Source organism: Rhodococcus huquni, assembly GCF_055231055.1.
This window is the reverse complement of sequence record NZ_JBUYWE010000003.1, coordinates 18,482-33,350: the sequence shown is the minus strand read 5'-3', so window position 1 is coordinate 33,350 and position 14,869 is coordinate 18,482. Positions and strand designations below refer to the sequence as shown.

The 14,869-nt window shown below is 65.6% G+C and carries 17 protein-coding genes; 6 read left to right on the top strand and 11 right to left on the bottom strand.

Annotated elements, in window-relative coordinates; genetic code table 11:
• Positions 1 to 108: 108 nt before the first annotated feature.
• Genes ACZI8R_RS06665 through sdhC form a run of 4 tightly spaced genes read right to left on the bottom strand, consistent with a single transcriptional unit; the run spans position 109 to position 3,516 of the window.
• The gene (locus ACZI8R_RS06665; protein WP_463378810.1) at positions 109 to 888 is read right to left on the bottom strand and encodes a succinate dehydrogenase iron-sulfur subunit; all 780 of its coding nucleotides are present in this window, start codon (positions 886 to 888) and stop codon (positions 109 to 111) included.
• A complete protein-coding gene (gene sdhA / locus ACZI8R_RS06660) occupies positions 888 to 2,639 on the bottom strand; it encodes a succinate dehydrogenase flavoprotein subunit (RefSeq protein WP_463378809.1) in 1,752 nt (583 codons plus the stop codon). The genes ACZI8R_RS06665 and sdhA overlap by 1 nt, the downstream gene beginning before the upstream one ends.
• A 15-nt stretch (positions 2,640 to 2,654) precedes the next feature.
• Positions 2,655 to 3,110 (bottom strand): succinate dehydrogenase hydrophobic membrane anchor subunit, encoded by a 456-nt coding sequence (locus tag ACZI8R_RS06655; protein ID WP_463378808.1) that lies wholly within the window; start codon positions 3,108 to 3,110, stop codon positions 2,655 to 2,657.
• A gap of 1 nt (position 3,111) precedes the next feature.
• Positions 3,112 to 3,516, bottom strand: a complete 405-nt coding sequence (gene sdhC, locus ACZI8R_RS06650) for a succinate dehydrogenase, cytochrome b556 subunit (protein ID WP_463378807.1) — start codon at positions 3,514 to 3,516, stop codon at positions 3,112 to 3,114.
• A gap of 252 nt (positions 3,517 to 3,768) precedes the next feature.
• Here sdhC and ACZI8R_RS06645 point away from each other — a divergent pair, with 252 nt between their 5' ends.
• From ACZI8R_RS06645 to ACZI8R_RS06635, 3 genes are read left to right on the top strand one after another with little or no spacing between them, the layout of a single operon-like run.
• The gene (locus ACZI8R_RS06645) at positions 3,769 to 4,173 is read left to right on the top strand and encodes a cytidine deaminase (RefSeq protein ID WP_463378806.1); all 405 of its coding nucleotides are present in this window, start codon (positions 3,769 to 3,771) and stop codon (positions 4,171 to 4,173) included.
• A 7-nt stretch (positions 4,174 to 4,180) separates the two neighbouring features.
• Entirely contained in the window at positions 4,181 to 5,476 is a 1,296-nt protein-coding gene (locus tag ACZI8R_RS06640) for a thymidine phosphorylase (protein ID WP_463379270.1), read from the top strand.
• Positions 5,477 to 5,485: 9 nt separating this feature from the next.
• Positions 5,486 to 6,571, top strand: a complete 1,086-nt coding sequence (locus ACZI8R_RS06635) for an adenosine deaminase (protein WP_463378805.1) — start codon at positions 5,486 to 5,488, stop codon at positions 6,569 to 6,571.
• 22 nt (positions 6,572 to 6,593) lie between these two features.
• Here ACZI8R_RS06635 and ACZI8R_RS06630 read toward each other — a convergent pair whose 3' ends face one another.
• From ACZI8R_RS06630 to ACZI8R_RS06610, 5 genes are read right to left on the bottom strand one after another with little or no spacing between them, the layout of a single operon-like run.
• Positions 6,594 to 7,856 carry a primosomal protein gene (locus ACZI8R_RS06630; protein ID WP_463378804.1) on the bottom strand — a complete coding sequence of 421 codons (1,263 nt, stop codon included), beginning with the start codon at positions 7,854 to 7,856 and terminating at the stop codon, positions 6,594 to 6,596.
• A gap of 42 nt (positions 7,857 to 7,898) precedes the next feature.
• Entirely contained in the window at positions 7,899 to 8,210 is a 312-nt protein-coding gene (locus tag ACZI8R_RS06625) for a YbaB/EbfC family nucleoid-associated protein (RefSeq protein WP_463378803.1), read from the bottom strand.
• Positions 8,207 to 8,551 (bottom strand): hypothetical protein, encoded by a 345-nt coding sequence (locus ACZI8R_RS06620; protein ID WP_463379269.1) that lies wholly within the window; start codon positions 8,549 to 8,551, stop codon positions 8,207 to 8,209. The genes ACZI8R_RS06625 and ACZI8R_RS06620 overlap by 4 nt, the downstream gene beginning before the upstream one ends.
• Positions 8,552 to 8,559: 8 nt before the next feature.
• Positions 8,560 to 9,723, bottom strand: coding sequence for a C40 family peptidase (locus ACZI8R_RS06615; RefSeq protein ID WP_463378802.1), 1,164 nt, complete (start codon positions 9,721 to 9,723; stop codon positions 8,560 to 8,562).
• Positions 9,724 to 9,725: 2 nt separating this feature from the next.
• Positions 9,726 to 10,046 carry a type VII secretion target gene (locus ACZI8R_RS06610; RefSeq protein ID WP_463378801.1) on the bottom strand — a complete coding sequence of 107 codons (321 nt, stop codon included), beginning with the start codon at positions 10,044 to 10,046 and terminating at the stop codon, positions 9,726 to 9,728.
• Positions 10,047 to 10,222: 176 nt separating this feature from the next.
• On the opposite strand from ACZI8R_RS06610, the gene upp reads away from it, so the two are divergent.
• Together upp and ACZI8R_RS06600 are read left to right on the top strand one after the other, a co-directional pair.
• Positions 10,223 to 10,846, top strand: coding sequence for a uracil phosphoribosyltransferase (gene upp, locus ACZI8R_RS06605; protein WP_463378800.1), 624 nt, complete (start codon positions 10,223 to 10,225; stop codon positions 10,844 to 10,846).
• Between the two features lie 20 nt (positions 10,847 to 10,866).
• Positions 10,867 to 11,745, top strand: coding sequence for a DUF2797 domain-containing protein (locus tag ACZI8R_RS06600; protein ID WP_463378799.1), 879 nt, complete (start codon positions 10,867 to 10,869; stop codon positions 11,743 to 11,745).
• Positions 11,746 to 11,760: 15 nt separating this feature from the next.
• Here the strand turns inward: ACZI8R_RS06600 and ACZI8R_RS06595 are convergent, their stop codons facing one another.
• Positions 11,761 to 13,344: a phospho-sugar mutase gene (locus ACZI8R_RS06595; RefSeq protein ID WP_463379268.1), complete on the bottom strand. Its 1,584-nt coding sequence runs from the start codon at positions 13,342 to 13,344 to the stop codon at positions 11,761 to 11,763.
• 20 nt (positions 13,345 to 13,364) lie between these two features.
• Entirely contained in the window at positions 13,365 to 14,147 is a 783-nt protein-coding gene (locus tag ACZI8R_RS06590; protein WP_463378798.1) for a purine-nucleoside phosphorylase, read from the bottom strand.
• A 20-nt stretch (positions 14,148 to 14,167) separates the two neighbouring features.
• Between ACZI8R_RS06590 and ACZI8R_RS06585 the strand changes: the two genes are divergently transcribed.
• The gene (locus tag ACZI8R_RS06585) at positions 14,168 to 14,866 is read left to right on the top strand and encodes an enoyl-CoA hydratase-related protein (protein WP_463378797.1); all 699 of its coding nucleotides are present in this window, start codon (positions 14,168 to 14,170) and stop codon (positions 14,864 to 14,866) included.
• Positions 14,867 to 14,869: the final 3 nt, after the last annotated feature.

The following is a 14,869-nucleotide window of genomic DNA, read 5'->3' as shown; positions in this document are numbered from 1 at the left end:
CGAAGGCGAGTCCCGCGGTCTGCAACACGGTGTCGTGTCGTCGATCGGATACGAAAAAGCGCCCGGTCCCACAACGGGATCGGACGCTTTTTCGGTGAAGATCGAGAGTCAGCGCGAGAACAGCAGAGCGCGCTTGACCTCCTGGATCGCCTTGGTGACCTGAATGCCGCGAGGGCACGCATCGGTGCAGTTGAACGTGGTGCGGCAACGCCACACGCCGTCCTTGTCGTTCAGGATGTCGAGACGCTCGGAGGCGCCCTCGTCGCGGCTGTCGAAGATGAAGCGGTGTGCGTTCACGATCGCGGCCGGTCCGAAGTAGCTGCCGTCGCTCCAGTACACCGGGCACGACGTCGTGCAGCAGGCGCAGAGGATGCACTTGGTGGTGTCGTCGAAACGAGCACGGTCGTGCTGGCTCTGGATCCGCTCACGAGTGGGCTCGTTGCCGGTGGTCATCAGGAACGGCTTGACCGCACGGAACGCGTCGAAGAACGGCTCCATGTCGACGATCAGGTCCTTCTCGACCGGCAGACCCTTGATGGGCTCGATGGTGATCGTGATGGGCTTGCCGTCCTTGGGCAGCATGTCCTTCATCAGGATCTTGCAGGCCAAGCGGTTGACGCCGTTGATGCGCATGGCGTCCGAACCGCACACGCCGTGGGCGCAGCTGCGGCGGAACGTGAGGGTGCCGTCGAGGTAGCCCTTCACGTACAGCAGCAGGTTGAGCATGCGGTCCGTGGGGAGTGCGGGAACCTGGAAGCTGTCCCACCGCTGGCCGTCTCCCGATTCGGGATCGAACCGCGCGATCTTGAGGGTGACCATGACGGCCTCGTCCGGAACCGGAGGAAGGTCCGACTTGTCTTCGCTCTTGTCGACTGCAGGTGCGCTCATCAGTACTTACGCTCCATCGGCTCGTAACGGGTCTGGATCACCGGCTTGTAGTCCAGACGGATGTCGGAGAGCAGGCCCTCGCCCTCCTTGTACGCCATCGTGTGCTTCATGTAGGTCTCGTCGTCCCGATTCGGGAAGTCCTCGCGGGCGTGACCGCCACGCGATTCCTTGCGGTTCAGGGCGCCGACCACGGTGACCTCGGCCATTTCCAGGAGGAAGCCGAGCTCGACGGCCTCGAGCAGGTCGCTGTTGTAGCGCTTGCCCTTGTCCTGCACCGTGATGTGGTTGTACCGCTCCTTGAGCGCGCGCACATCCTTCAAAGCCTGCGTGAGGCGCTCTTCGGTACGGAACACCGAGGCGTTGTTGTCCATCGACTGCTGCAGCTCGCTGCGGATGTCGGCGACGCGCTCGTGACCGTGATCGGACAGGATGAGTGCCATCCAGTCGTCGACCATCTTCTCGGGGGTCTCGGGCATGTCGACGAACGACGTCTCGTTCGCGTACTTCGCCGCGGCGATGCCGGCGCGACGACCGAAGACGTTGATGTCGAGCAGCGAGTTGGTGCCGAGTCGGTTGGCGCCGTGTACGGACACGCAGGCGCACTCGCCGGCGGCGTACAGACCCTTGACGACCTCGTCGTTGTTGCGCAGAACCTCACCGTTGATCTTGGTGGGGATACCGCCCATGACGTAGTGGCACGTCGGGTAGACCGGCACCGGCTCCTTGACCGGGTCCACACCGAGGTAGGTGCGGGAGAACTCCATGATGTCGGGGAGCTTCTCGTCGAGGACTTCCTCGGGAATGTGGGTCACGTCGATGTAGACGTAATCCTTGTTCGGGCCGGCGCCGCGGCCTTCGAGGACCTCGAGGACCATCGACCGCGCCACGATGTCACGCGGTGCGAGGTCCTTGATGGTGGGGGCGTAGCGCTCCATGAAGCGCTCGCCGTCCACGTTGCGGAGGATTCCGCCCTCACCTCGCACGGCCTCGGAGATGAGGATGCCCAGACCGGCCAGGCCTGTCGGGTGGAACTGGTGGAACTCCATGTCCTCGAGGGGGAGACCCTTGCGGAAGATGATGCCCATGCCGTCACCGGTGAGGGTGTGCGCGTTGGACGTCGTCTTGTACATGCGGCCCGAACCACCGGTCGCGAAGACGATGGACTTGGCGTGGAAGACGTGGATCTCGCCGGTGGCCAACTCGTAGGCGATGACGCCGGTGGCGACCGGTCCGTCCTCGGTCTCGGTGATGGCGATGTCGAGGGCGTAGAACTCGTTGTAGAACTCGACGTCGTGCTTGACGCAGTTCTGGTAGAGCGTCTGAAGGATCATGTGGCCGGTGCGGTCCGCGGCGTAACAAGCGCGGCGGACCGGCGCCTTGCCGTGGTCGCGGGTGTGGCCACCGAAACGACGCTGGTCGATCTTTCCCTCGGGCGTGCGGTTGAACGGCAGACCCATCTTCTCGAGGTCGAGGACCGCGTCGATGGCCTCCTTGGCCATGATCTCCACCGCGTCCTGGTCGGCGAGGTAGTCGCCGCCCTTGACGGTGTCGAAGGTGTGCCACTCCCAGTTGTCTTCCTCCACGTTCGCGAGTGCGGCGCACATGCCGCCCTGCGCCGCACCGGTGTGGCTGCGGGTGGGGTAGAGCTTGGTCAGAACCGCGGTTCGAGCCTCGGGCCCGGCCTCGATGGCTGCGCGCATGCCAGCGCCGCCTGCGCCGACGATGACCACGTCATAACGGTGTTCCTGCATGAAGTCTGTGCTCCCCTAGCTCGCCGAGATATTGGGGTCGAAGGTGAAGATGACGTACGTGCCGAGGCCCATGATCAGGATCATCGAAACGACCAGGATGGTGTTGAGCCAGAAGCGCGTGGTGTCCTTGCGGGAGTAGTCCGCGATGATGGTGCGCAGGCCGTTGCCGCCGTGCAGCTGTGCCAGCCAGAGCATCGAAAGGTCCCAGAACTGCCAGAACGGGCTGGACCAGCGGCCCGCCACGAAGGCGAAGTTGATCCGGTGCACACCCTCGTCGAGGAACAGCATGATGAAGAGGTGCCCGAAGACCAGGACGATGAGTGCGAGTCCGGAGAAGCGCATGAACAACCAGGCGTAGAGCTCGAAGTTGTTCTTGCTCTGCCTGCGCGGTGAGCGCGGGTTGTCCAGGCTGGCCGGACGGTCGTACGAAGTGCCGAGGGTCTTGGCCTCGGCTCCGTGAGAAGTCGCCATGTCAGTGCTCCGCAAACATGTTGTAGAAGATGCGTCCGGCGCCCGGGATCATGACCACGAACCAGATCGCAAGGATCACCCAGAGCATGAGGCGCTGGTACTGCGGTCCCTTGGACCAGAAGTCGACGAGCATCACCCGGATACCGTTGAGGGCGTGGTAGAGCACCGCCGCCACCAGTCCGAGTTCCATGAGACCCACCAGTGGAGTCTTGTAGGTATCGATGATGCTGTCGTACGTCTCTGGATTGACGCGCACCAACGCGGTATCCAGAACGTGTACAAAGAGGAAGAAGAAAGTCATCACGCCTGTGATCCGGTGCAATACCCAGGACCACATTCCGGGGTCGCCCCGGTAAAGCGACCGTGTGCGCTCCTTCTCCGGAGCGACTTCAGTCGTGCTACTCATCGAGTGCTGTGCCTCCAACGTCATTGGCGGACGCGTCGAGCCTGATGCAGTGTGGGAGTACCTCAGCTTGGACCCGACGAGATCCTGAACCGACTTCTCTGAACTCTAAACCCATACGAATCCGGGGAACTAATTCGGCTCCGAATTCGTATGGCCACGTGGTATGCACTTAGGTTTGCCTGTCCATATCAACAATGCCGAAACGGGCCTTGTTCCTGCATCCATTCAGACGGCGTGATTGGATGGGCAACCATGGTGGAAGTCGACTGGAATATGTTGCGAGACAAGGCGCATGGTGCGAGTAGTGGCGCCTACGCGCCTTATTCGGGTTTTGCGGTCGGGGCAGCTGCCCTCGTGGACGATGGTCGAATCGTCCTCGGATGCAATGTGGAGAATGTCTCATACGGACTTACCCTGTGCGCCGAATGTGTACTGGTCGGTAACTTGTTTTCCGGGGGTGGCGGACGTCTAGTGGCGTTCAGTTGCAGCGATTCCGAGGGCGGAATCCTCATGCCCTGCGGACGTTGTCGGCAACTCTTGTTCGAGCACGGCGGCAGTGAACTCGCCGTCGACCACCCGGACGGCGCCATACGTCTGGAGCAGCTTCTGCCCGACGCCTTCGGGCCTGCCGAGAATGCGAGGATCCGCCGTGGCTGACCGGGGACTGCACGACGCGACGTCGATCATCGCCGCCAAACGGGACGGACTCGAACTCGCACCCGCGCAGATCGACTGGATGGTCGATGCCTTCACACGGGGGATCGTGGCGGACGAACAGATGTCCGCACTCGCGATGGCGATCTACTTTCGCGGTATGACCCGCGCAGAGGTCGGCCGGTGGACGGAGGCGATGATCTCGTCCGGCAATCGGATGGACTTCTCCGACCTCGGGCGTCCCACCGTCGACAAGCATTCGACGGGTGGAGTGGGAGACAAGATCACGCTTCCGCTCGCACCGCTGGTCGCCGCCTGCGGCGCCTCCGTGCCCCAGCTCTCGGGACGAGGACTCGGGCACACCGGTGGGACGCTCGACAAACTCGAGGCCATCCCCGGGTGGCGCGCCGACCTCGCCGCCGAGGAGATGGTCGACATCCTCGCCGACCCCGACATCGGTGCCGTGGTGTGCGCGGCGGGCGCGGATCTCGCTCCTGCAGACAAGCGGCTCTACGCATTGCGCGACGTCACCGGCACGGTCGAATCGATTCCCCTGATTGCCAGTTCGATCATGAGCAAGAAGATCGCAGAGGGAACAGGAGCGCTCGTCCTCGACGTGAAGGTGGGTGCCGGCGCGTTCATGAAGCGTCTCGATGATGCCCGGGACCTGGCGCACACCATGGTCGAACTCGGCGCGGACGCCGGTCTGCACACGGTTGCGCTGCTGACCGCCATGGATGCGCCGCTCGGGCGCACCGCGGGCAATGCCCTCGAAGTGCGCGAGGCCATCGAGGTATTGGCGGGCGGCGGGCCCCCGGACGTCGTGGAGCTGACACTGGCTTTGGCGCGGGAGATGCTCGAGGCAGCGGGACTGGGACACGTGGATCCGGAAGTGGCACTACGGGACGGCCGGGCGATGGACCGCTGGCGTTCGATGATCGCGGCTCAAGGCGGGGACCCCGACGCGGAGCTACCGACCGCATGGCACACCGACGTCGTGTTGTCGGAGACGGACGGTGTCGTCACCGCCCTCGACGCAATGGATGTCGGTGTCGCCGCATGGAAGCTGGGGGCGGGCCGTGCCGTGCAGGGGGAGAAGGTCCAGGCATCGGCGGGCGTGGAGTTGCACGCGAAGCCGGGTGACCGCGTACGTGCAGGGTCACCGCTGGCGACCCTGCACACCGACAGCCCCGAACGTATGGGTGCTGCGCGCGCGGAACTGGCGGGTGCGTGGAGCTTCGGAGACGAGGGGCCGGCGGAAATCTCCTCGCTCGTCATCGAGCGGATAGGGGCGGACCGGGGTTAACGTCGACGCATGACCGCTGTGGATCTGCCGGCCGTGCGCCGGGCGCCGAAGGTGTTGCTGCACGATCATCTCGACGGCGGGCTGAGACCGTCGACGGTTCTCGAACTCGCGAAGGACTGCGGCCACGACGCACTGCCGGCGGATACGGCGGAGGGCGTCGCGCAATGGTTCAGAGAAGCCGCAGACAGTGGCTCACTCGAGCTGTACCTGGAAACCTTCGCGCACACCGTAGCCGTGATGCAGACTCCGATCGGGCTGCAGCGGGTGGCGCGTGAGTGCGCCGAGGATCTGGCGGCGGACGGGGTCGTGTACGCCGAGATCAGGTTCGCCCCCGAACAGCACCTGGACGAGGGGCTCACCCTCGACGAGGTGGTCGAGAACGTGCTTCTCGGTTTCGACGAAGGCTGTCGCATTGCCGCCGACGACGGACGTCCGATTCGCGTCGGCGTGCTCCTGACGGCAATGCGTCACGCTGCCCGATCACGTGAGATCGCCGAACTCTCCGTGCGGTTCCGGGATCGCGGCGTCGTGGGGTTCGACATTGCCGGCGCCGAGGCGGGCAACCCGCCCAGCCGCCACCTCGACGCGTTCGAGTTCATGCGAGACCAGAATGCCCACTTCACGATCCACGCCGGTGAGGCGTTCGGGTTGCCGTCGATTCACGAGGCCGTCGCCTTCTGTGGAACCGATCGGCTCGGCCACGGAGTTCGTATCACCGACGACATCACCATCGGCGAAGACGGAACCGCCACCCTCGGGCGATTGGCGAGCTACGTGCGGGACAAGCGAATTCCCCTCGAACTGTGCCCGAGCTCCAACGTCCAGACCGGTGCGGTGCAGCGACTCGAGGAACATCCGTTCGACCTGCTCGCCAGACTGCGCTTCCGGGTGACCGTCAATACCGACAACCGTTTGATGAGCGACACCAGCATGAGCGAGGAAATGCACCGCCTCGTCCAGACTTTCGGCTACGGATGGACCGACCTCGAACGGTTCACCATCAACGCGATGAAGTCGGCGTTCATCCCCTTCGACGAACGCTTGCGCATCATCGACGACGTGATCAAGCCAGGTTTCGCCGTTCTCGTCGGTTGAGCCGATTGCCTACCGTGGCCGGTTACTCGGGGCGAAGTCGCGCTTCGAAGCTGCGCTCGAGCTCACGCCACAACTCGGCCTCGTCGTCGAACGGTGCGGAGGGCGCCATGCGGGTGGGGTCGGGATTGAGCACGAACGAGACGTACCAACCCAGGGGAGTGGAGACCGCCAGTGCGGAGTCGACCGACTCGTCGTCGGCGAAATCCGCTGCATCCGTGAACAGTTCGACCACCAAGTCCAACTGGTCGGGATCGACCTGTTTGGGGCCGGCAGCCAGATCGTCGGCGAGACCTGGAAGCACGTAGACGTTCTCGTCGGTGACCTCGACGTCGAGCGATCCGTCGACCGCGGCGATCCGAATCTCGTCGTACGTGCTGACCTGCGAGAGATCGTGGTCCGAGTTGTCCGCCAGGTAGCGCGCCAGCGCACGCTCGGACGAGAACACCGAGATCACACCCTGGCGACCGAGGAAGAGTGCATCGTCGTCCAGGTAGCACCGCAGCGTGAAGTATGTTTCGGAGGACGTGATGATCTTGATCGGATCGACCCCGACCGAGGTCCAGAAGGTTTCTTCGAACTCGTCATCGTCTTCGTCCTCGTCGTCACTGTCGTCGAGATCGAGCGGAACGAACTCGTCGTCGGTGTCGGATTCGTCTGCAGCATCGTCGACGTCGACCGTGTTCTCGTCGGCCGCAACCAACTCCGCCTCGGCAACGGATACCGCGTCGGCGTCCACCTCGGGCGTGGCGATGACGCCGTCGACGGCGTCGAGGACGTCGTCCCAACCCTTGACGATCGCCGAGCCGATCTGAGTCCAGAGCTCTTCGCCGTCCCGCCCTTGGAACGCAGATGTCCCCGAGGGCAGCGCGCCGAATGCCGGGTTGGACCCGAAGAATTTCAGGACCGGAGCGAGTTCGCACACCTCACCGATGTTGCGAACCATGTTGAGTGTGTCTTCGAGCTCGCTGATCGTGAGTGTGTCCGGGTCGCCGGCAGCCAACTCCGGTACCCCGACCAGGTCGAAGGAGAAGTTCTCGTCGGGCTCCAACTCTGCTGCGGACAGCCCGGCCACGACCTTCCACGCGGGGTGGTCGACGAGGTCGTTGTCGTCGTTGGTCCGGATGAATGCGGCCAGTTCGGCGACGGACTCGAATCCGTAGAGGTCGTCCTCGTGACCGAGGAATGCTTCCCACTCGTCGTCGCCCTCACGCCAACGTGGTGCCCACAGGGTTACGAGGTCGCCGTCGGTGAGACCGAGTTCGATCGGCACGATGTCTCCAGCCATGGCGGGAAGCCTATCTAGCTCGAGCGCAAAGATATACCCGGGTCATGCCTCCGGACTCTCGAAAGAGTCCTGTAGCCGGGTGAGAACCTGCATGCGCTGCTCCGATGCGAGCGTGGCCGCAGCCTGTGAAGTTTCTGTGACCAGGGTTGCGACGGTTCGAGCGTCGAGCTTGGTGACCGAATCGTTCATCCAGAGGCCGACGAGTGTTCCGTTTCCGTCGACCTCGGCGGTGACCTCGTCGTCTTTGCTCGTTGCGCGGGCTTTGATGTGGTGCAGGCCTGCGAGGGCGTCTTCGAGAAGATTGACCTGCGCGGTCGCGCGGCCGACTATCGCATCCATCTGGCTTTCACTCATACCGGTCGCATCCAACTCGTAGGGGCGTGCTCTTCTTCGTCCTGGTGCCGCTGGGCGTCGGCCACTTGGGCGCGGGTGGGCAGGCCGAGTCGATCGAGAACGTCTTTCGGCATGCCGTCTCGTTCGAGTTCGGCTCGTCGCCGTGCTCCTGCTTCCATCGCCGAGCGCTGGCACAGTTCGAGGATCTCGTCGGCCAGACGCTGAGCGCCGTAGCGCAGTTCGCGGGGATCGATACGGACTTCGAGTGGGAGCCCCTGTTCGGTGGTGCGGACCGCGAGGGTGCCGGAGCGATTGCCGACGGCGGCGGTGGCGCCGGCGGGGGGTGGAGTGGGAGGGAACATGTTTCCTGTCATTCGGTCGGACGGTAGAAGCCTTGGAAGCCCATGCCGCTGTTGGTGGTGCGGATCGAGCCCACCTGAACGGGGTCGCCGGCCTCGACGAGCTGGCCGTTGCCGATCACCATTGCAACGTGGCCGTCCCAGACGGCGAGGTCGCCGGGCATGAGGTCGCCGGGATCGACGGCGGTGCCCACATTCTGTTCCTGGGCGAGACGAGGGATTTCCACTCCGGACTCGCCGTAGGCCCACTGGGTCAGGCCGCTGCAGTCGAGACCCTCGTTGGGTGTGGTGCCGCCCCACACGTAGGGCACACCCTGTTGAGAGAGTGCGTTTCGGACGGCCTCGGCCGCTTCTTTGTTGGGGGCGACGGCGGTGCTGCCATCGGGAAGTACGACCTCGACGCCCTCGCCGTCGGCTCCCGCTGCGTCGCGATCGCGACCGGAACTCTTGTCTCCCATCAGCGAGTCGGCGCCGCTGCGGGAGCTACGTGAGCTGGATGACCGGCCGCTGCCGCCGGACCCGCCGCCCATCAATCCCGAGATGGACTGTGTGCCCGAGTTGGCTGCGCTGGACACGGTTTTGGTGATTGCCTCGGTTCCACCGGACGCCGCGGATGCCGGTGACGTGGCGGCCGCGGACGAGGTGGAGGCGGGAGACGCGTCGGCAGGCACCTGCTCGGCGGGCGTGAGAGCGGTCATCTTCGCGGTCTCGGCGCTCAGCTCGGCTCGAACCCGGCCGACCACGACGAGCGCCTGGCCGAGGTGCTCGACGGCTGCAGCGATGATCATCGCCTGGCCGGGGGGAGTGGCGAGAGTGGGGCCGGCGGCGACCGCGATGTTGATGAACGACTGCAGGATGCCCTGGAGCTCGGCCATTCCGGCGCGCACGATCTCGGAAGCCTCGGCGACGACTGTCGCGATGTCGTTGCCGCGATCGGAAACTCCGATCGACGACTTCTGCACCTGCTCCGCCTTGTCGACCGCGGCGGTGCCCGCATCGGACTGCCACGCGCCGCTGACGTTGCTGATACCGACTTTGCCGGTGGAGTGCACCGAATCGATGGCGGAGGAGGAGAAGCGCAGCGCGTCGGCCGGGTTACCGGCGGGCAGGACCCCGCTGCCGAACGACTCGAGGAGACTCATGAGCGGCCGAGTGAGGAGATCGATAGGAATCATGATCAGGCGAGTTCCGATCCGACCGCACCGAGACCGGCGGCATTGCTCGCTTCGGTCGCGACGTAGCCGGCGGCGTTGACTCCGGCTGCCGTGCTGATGCTCCCGAGTACGCCGGACAACTCCGCGATGGACGCGGTGTGCGCTGCGTGTGCCGTGGCGAAGGCAGCGACGAAGTCGCCCCCGATGACGCCGAACACGGGACCGAGAAGCATCGGGCCCGCCGCTGCGGCCCCGGCCGCTGCCGCAGTCATCTCGGCGGCCATCGAAGCAGCCGTTGCACCGAAAGCGGTAACGCCGTCGGTCGACACCGATAGTTCGGTCATGTGAATCCCCCGGTCGAATTGATCGTCTCACTCTATTGGACGTCGACGACGTCGGTTCGGTTCCACCCCGGTCCCACCCCCTGCGGTGTCTTCCGGTGTCACCGAATCGCTCGATCCGTCCGACGTTATCGTCGTCCCCGACGAGATTCTGCCCGACGCCCCACTATTCTGCGTTCATGAACACGCACGTTGTCGACCATCCGCTGGCGGCGGCCCTCCTGACGACCATGCGCGACTCACGGAGCGACAATGCCACATTCCGTGCCTCACTGCGCAGACTGACGCACATGCTCGTGTACGAGGCCATGCGCGAGGCTCCCGTCGAGCACTTCGACGTCGCGACGCCCGTTGCGGTGGCGGACGGTGTTCGATTGTCGAACCCACCGCTCCTGGTCCCGGTGCTCAGGGCAGGCCTGGGCATGGTCGAGCAGGCCAGCGCACTCGTGCCGCAGGCCCGGGTCGGATTCGTGGGTATGGCGCGTGACGAGGAGACACATCAGCCCGTGCCCTACCTGGAATCGTTGCCCGCCGATCTCGCCGGCATACCGGTCTACGTGCTCGATCCGATGCTGGCCACGGGCGGATCGATGGTGCACACCATCGATCTGCTGGCCGCGCGCGGCGCCACCGACATCACCGCGGTCTGTGTCGTTGCGGCGCCCGAGGGCGTCGCCGCATTGGAGAAGTCGCGGCATTCGGTGCGTCTGATCACCGCGACGGTGGACCAGGGCCTCGACGAGAACGCCTTCATCGTTCCCGGCCTGGGAGACGCCGGGGATCGCCAGTTCGGACCGCGCTGAGTACGTCACTCGTCCTCGGGGTGGCCTGGCCGTCGACCGAGGGCGACCCTCGCCTGCGCACCGTCGACGTGTCGACGAGACAGGTCGAGTACATCGACCTGCGCGGTGCCCGGATCGGTTTCGAGGTGCTCGGGACGGGGCGCTGGTGTACCGGACGTGTCGCGTTCGGTGTGGACGGACGTTCCGAGTACGTCGCGTGTCCGAAGCAGTCGCCGGTGGACGTCGGGTCCCAGTGCGCCGAATGCGAATCGAAGGACGGCTTCCGTTTCGTACACATGATCCACCGCAGCGGGTTCGTCTCTCCCGATCTCGAAAAGCACGTGATGCAGCCGCATTGGCTCTACATCGCCACGTTCGCCAACGGCGTTCACAAGGTCGGAACCGCGGCGGACACACGTAAGTGGGGCAGGCTCGCCGAGCAGGGAGCGATCTGCGCGCATTACGTCGCGTGGGCGTGCGACGGCAAGGTGATCAGAGTCCTCGAGGATCGGGTGACGGACGAGTTGCAGGTACGCCAGGCCGTGCGGTCGTCGGCGAAGGCGGCGGCTCTCGCCCTACCCGTCGACACGGCGCGGCTCGAGGAGTCCACTGCCTCGTTGGCGCATCGCGTGCGCGACATGCTCTCCCCGGAACCGGACGAATCGACCTTCCGGACGGTGGACGAATCGTGGCGGGTCGCGGGATTTCGTGACCTGTCGGGCGGCAGCAGAATCGAGTACCCCGACGACCTGTCGTCGGGCGCACACGGGTTCACCGTGGATGCGTGTGTGGGCCAGGCGGCCATCGCCCGTATCGGAGACGCGTCGTACGTCGTCGACCTCGCCCGGTTGAAAGGACGCCGGGTCCGATTCGGCGAGTACTCGTCGACACTGCCCGCAGTCCAGTCCGCGCTGTTCTGAGTCTGGTTCCGAGTATCAGAGTGCTCGGGCGAACGCTCGAAGCTCGTCCAGGATTGCTTCCGCTCGTGCACGGTCGTTCGTCAGGCCGTCCCGCTCGTAGACGGGGACGATCGCCTCGAGATACGCCTTCACCTTCGGTTCGGTTCCGGACGGGCGCACGACGACTCGGATTCCGTCACCCACCAGTTCCACCGCATCCGTTCGGAGCGGCCCGCGTACCGCCAGGTGGTCGACGACCGTCACGGCCCGGTCTGCCAGTGCGGCGGGTGGTTCGGCGCGTAGGCGTTTCATCATCGCCTCGATCTCCGTGAGATCGTCTACGCGTTTCGCCACCTGTGCCCCCGCGTGGACGCCGAACTCGACGGCCAGATCGTCGAGGGAGCCCAGCAGCGTGGCACCCTGCGTTCTACGGGTCGCGACGAGGCCGGCGATCACCACGGCGGCGGAGATCCCGTCCTTGTCGCGGACGAAGTCCGGGTCGACGCAGTGGCCGATCGCTTCCTCGTACGCGTAGACCAGACCGTCCCCCGCGCGCACGAGCCACTTGAAACCGGTCAGGGTGCGGGCGTAGCGTCCGCCGCGCGCCGGGGCCAGCGCGGACAGCAGCTGGGACGAGACGATCGTGTTGGCCACCAACGAGTTCGGGGGCGCCGCCGCGAGCAGGTGATCCGCGAGCAATGCACCGGTCTCGTCGCCGGTCAGCATGCGCCAACCCTCCGGGCCGGGGACGCCGACGGCGCATCGGTCCGCGTCCGGGTCGAGGGCGATCGCGATGTCCGCGTCGACGTCTGCGGCCAATGCGAGAAGAGCATCCGTGGTGCCGGGCTCCTCCGGGTTGGGAAAGGGTGCGGTCGGGAAATCCGGGTCCGGCTCGAACTGAGACGTGACGACGTGGACGTCGTCGAATCCGGCCGCGTGCAGTGCCGCGACACAGGTGCCGCCGCCGACACCGTGCATGGCGGTGAGCGCTATCCGGACGGAACGGTCGGGCCCGGTGGGCAACGATCGAACGCGGTCCAGGTAGTTCTCGATCAAGTCGTCGCCGATGGGGGTGACCGGGGTGCGAGGCACCGCGACTGCCGGGCCGACGTCGGCGATCGCCGATTCGATCTCGCGGTCGGCGGGCGGAATCAGCTGTGCCCCACCCGAGAGGTACACCTTGTACCCGTTGTCGCCGGCCGGGTTGTGCGACGCCGTGATCTGAATGCCGGCCACGGCGCCGAGATGTCGGACGGCGAAGGCGACGACCGGAGTGGGCAGCGGGCGGGGCAGAAGCACCACCTCGAAGCCTGCGGCAGCGAGTACTTCGGCCGTTGCGACAGCAAACTCCTCGGAGCCGTGACGGGCGTCGCGACCCACCACGACGGTGCCACCCCCGAGGCAGCGGTCCCGCAGCCACGCGGCGATCGCGGCGGTGGTCCGCACCACGACAGCGGTGTTCATGCCGTTGGGGCCCGCGCGTAGCGGGCCGCGCAACCCTGCGGTACCGAATGCCAATGGAGCGGAGAACCATTCACGGAGTTCGTCGTCGGTGGCCGAGGCGATGCGAGCACGCGAACCAGGATCGGGGTCACCGTCGATCCAGGAGTCCACCCGCATCCGGAGGTCCCCATCGAGGCTCACAGCCGTGACGCCAACCGACGGAGGAGGTCGCCCATTCGCGTGGCCGAAGCCTGCCCGGCCGCCAGGACCTCCTCGTGATTCAGGTGCTCGCCGGTGATCCCGGCCGCGGCATTGGTGACCAGCGATATTCCGAGCACGCGCGCGCCGAGTGCGCGGGCGGCGATGGTCTCGTGAACGGTGGACATGCCCACGAGGTCGGCGCCCATGGTGCGGAGCATTCGAATCTCCGCCGGAGTCTCGTAGTGCGGTCCGGGCAGGCCCGCGTACACACCCTCTCGAAGGGTGGGGTCGATGTCGCGCGCGAGCGCGCGCAGTTCGGGGGAGTAGGCGTCGACGAGGTCGACGAATTCGGCTCCGCGCAGTGGTGAGCGGGCTGTGAGGTTGAGGTGGTCGCTGATGAGCACGGGCTGTCCCACCGAGTAGTCGGTGTGGATTCCGCCCGCAGCGTTGGTCAGGACGATCGTGTCCGCACCGGCAGCGATCGCCGCGCGAACGGGGTGCACGACTCGATCGAGGTCGTGCCCTTCGTATGCGTGGGTGCGCCCGAGGAGTACCAGCACGTGGTTGTCGCCGACCGACACGGATCGGACGGTCCCCGAATGTCCGGCTGCGGACGGCGGAGCGAAACCCGGAATCTCGTGCATCGGGATCTCGGAGTCCGGCGTTCCGATCCGGTCTGCGGCGGCTTGCCAACCCGAGCCGAGGACGATGGCGATGGAGTGCCTCTCACAGCCGGTTTGCTCGGCAATCGCGGTGGCCGCGGCGTCATGCGTTCCCATGGGGCGATAGTCTTCCACCCATGCCTTATCTCGAGCGTGACGGTGACGTATTCATCCTGTATCTCGGCAACGAGGGCGAGACGGACAACGAGAATCGCTTCCACCCGGACTGGGTCGACGCGGTTCATGCCGAGCTCGACAAGGTCGAGGCAAGTGAGGGCCCGGCGGCTCTCGTCACGACCGCGACCGGCAAGTTCTACTCCAACGGGTTGGACACCACGTACATCTTCGCGAACCTCGCGGATCTTCCGGCGTACCTGGACAAGGTGCACACCGTGTACACCCGGCTGCTGACACTTCCGATGACCACGATCGCCGCTGTGCAGGGCCATGCCTTCGGTGCGGGCGCCATGCTGGCCTCCTCCCACGACTTCCGGGTCGTGCGCGGTGACCGCGGGTTCTACTGCCTGCCCGAGGTGACTCTGAACATGCCGTTCACCGTGGGAATGTCCGCGCTGCTCAATTCGCGCCTGCCGAAGCAGACCGCGGTCGAGGCGATGGTCACCGGTCGGCGATTCGGCGGTCACGACGCCGTCGCGGCCGGAATCGCGGACGCTGCGGTCGACGGCGATCAGGTGCTCGCCGCTGCGGTCGAGCGCGCGGGCGCACTGACCTCGACCCGTGGCGACAACCTTGCAGGTATCAAGAAAGGCATCCACGCCGACGTCCTGACCGCGCTCGCGACCGTCACGGACAAGAGCAACTTCAGCTTCGGGTGAGAG

Excerpts from the sequence above, each read along its gene's own strand:
- ACZI8R_RS06590 (WP_463378798.1), bottom strand. The coding sequence starts at position 14,147 with ATGGGAACGCATGACGCCGCGGCCACCGCGATTGCCGAGCAAACCGGC.
- ACZI8R_RS06630 (WP_463378804.1), bottom strand. The coding sequence starts at position 7,856 with ATGGCTGGAGACATCGTGCCGATCGAACTCGGTCTCACCGACGGCGAC.
- ACZI8R_RS06635 (WP_463378805.1), top strand. The coding sequence starts at position 5,486 with ATGACCGCTGTGGATCTGCCGGCCGTGCGCCGGGCGCCGAAGGTGTTG.
- ACZI8R_RS06615 (WP_463378802.1), bottom strand. The coding sequence starts at position 9,723 with ATGATTCCTATCGATCTCCTCACTCGGCCGCTCATGAGTCTCCTCGAG.
- ACZI8R_RS06620 (WP_463379269.1), bottom strand. The coding sequence starts at position 8,551 with ATGTTCCCTCCCACTCCACCCCCCGCCGGCGCCACCGCCGCCGTCGGC.
- ACZI8R_RS06625 (WP_463378803.1), bottom strand. The coding sequence starts at position 8,210 with ATGAGTGAAAGCCAGATGGATGCGATAGTCGGCCGCGCGACCGCGCAG.
- ACZI8R_RS06645 (WP_463378806.1), top strand. The coding sequence starts at position 3,769 with ATGGTGGAAGTCGACTGGAATATGTTGCGAGACAAGGCGCATGGTGCG.
- ACZI8R_RS06655 (WP_463378808.1), bottom strand. The coding sequence starts at position 3,110 with ATGGCGACTTCTCACGGAGCCGAGGCCAAGACCCTCGGCACTTCGTAC.
- ACZI8R_RS06610 (WP_463378801.1), bottom strand. The coding sequence starts at position 10,046 with ATGACCGAACTATCGGTGTCGACCGACGGCGTTACCGCTTTCGGTGCA.
- sdhA (WP_463378809.1), bottom strand. The coding sequence starts at position 2,639 with ATGCAGGAACACCGTTATGACGTGGTCATCGTCGGCGCAGGCGGCGCT.
- upp (WP_463378800.1), top strand. The coding sequence starts at position 10,223 with ATGAACACGCACGTTGTCGACCATCCGCTGGCGGCGGCCCTCCTGACG.
- ACZI8R_RS06595 (WP_463379268.1), bottom strand. The coding sequence starts at position 13,344 with ATGCGGGTGGACTCCTGGATCGACGGTGACCCCGATCCTGGTTCGCGT.
- sdhC (WP_463378807.1), bottom strand. The coding sequence starts at position 3,516 with ATGAGTAGCACGACTGAAGTCGCTCCGGAGAAGGAGCGCACACGGTCG.
- ACZI8R_RS06585 (WP_463378797.1), top strand. The coding sequence starts at position 14,168 with ATGCCTTATCTCGAGCGTGACGGTGACGTATTCATCCTGTATCTCGGC.
- ACZI8R_RS06665 (WP_463378810.1), bottom strand. The coding sequence starts at position 888 with ATGAGCGCACCTGCAGTCGACAAGAGCGAAGACAAGTCGGACCTTCCT.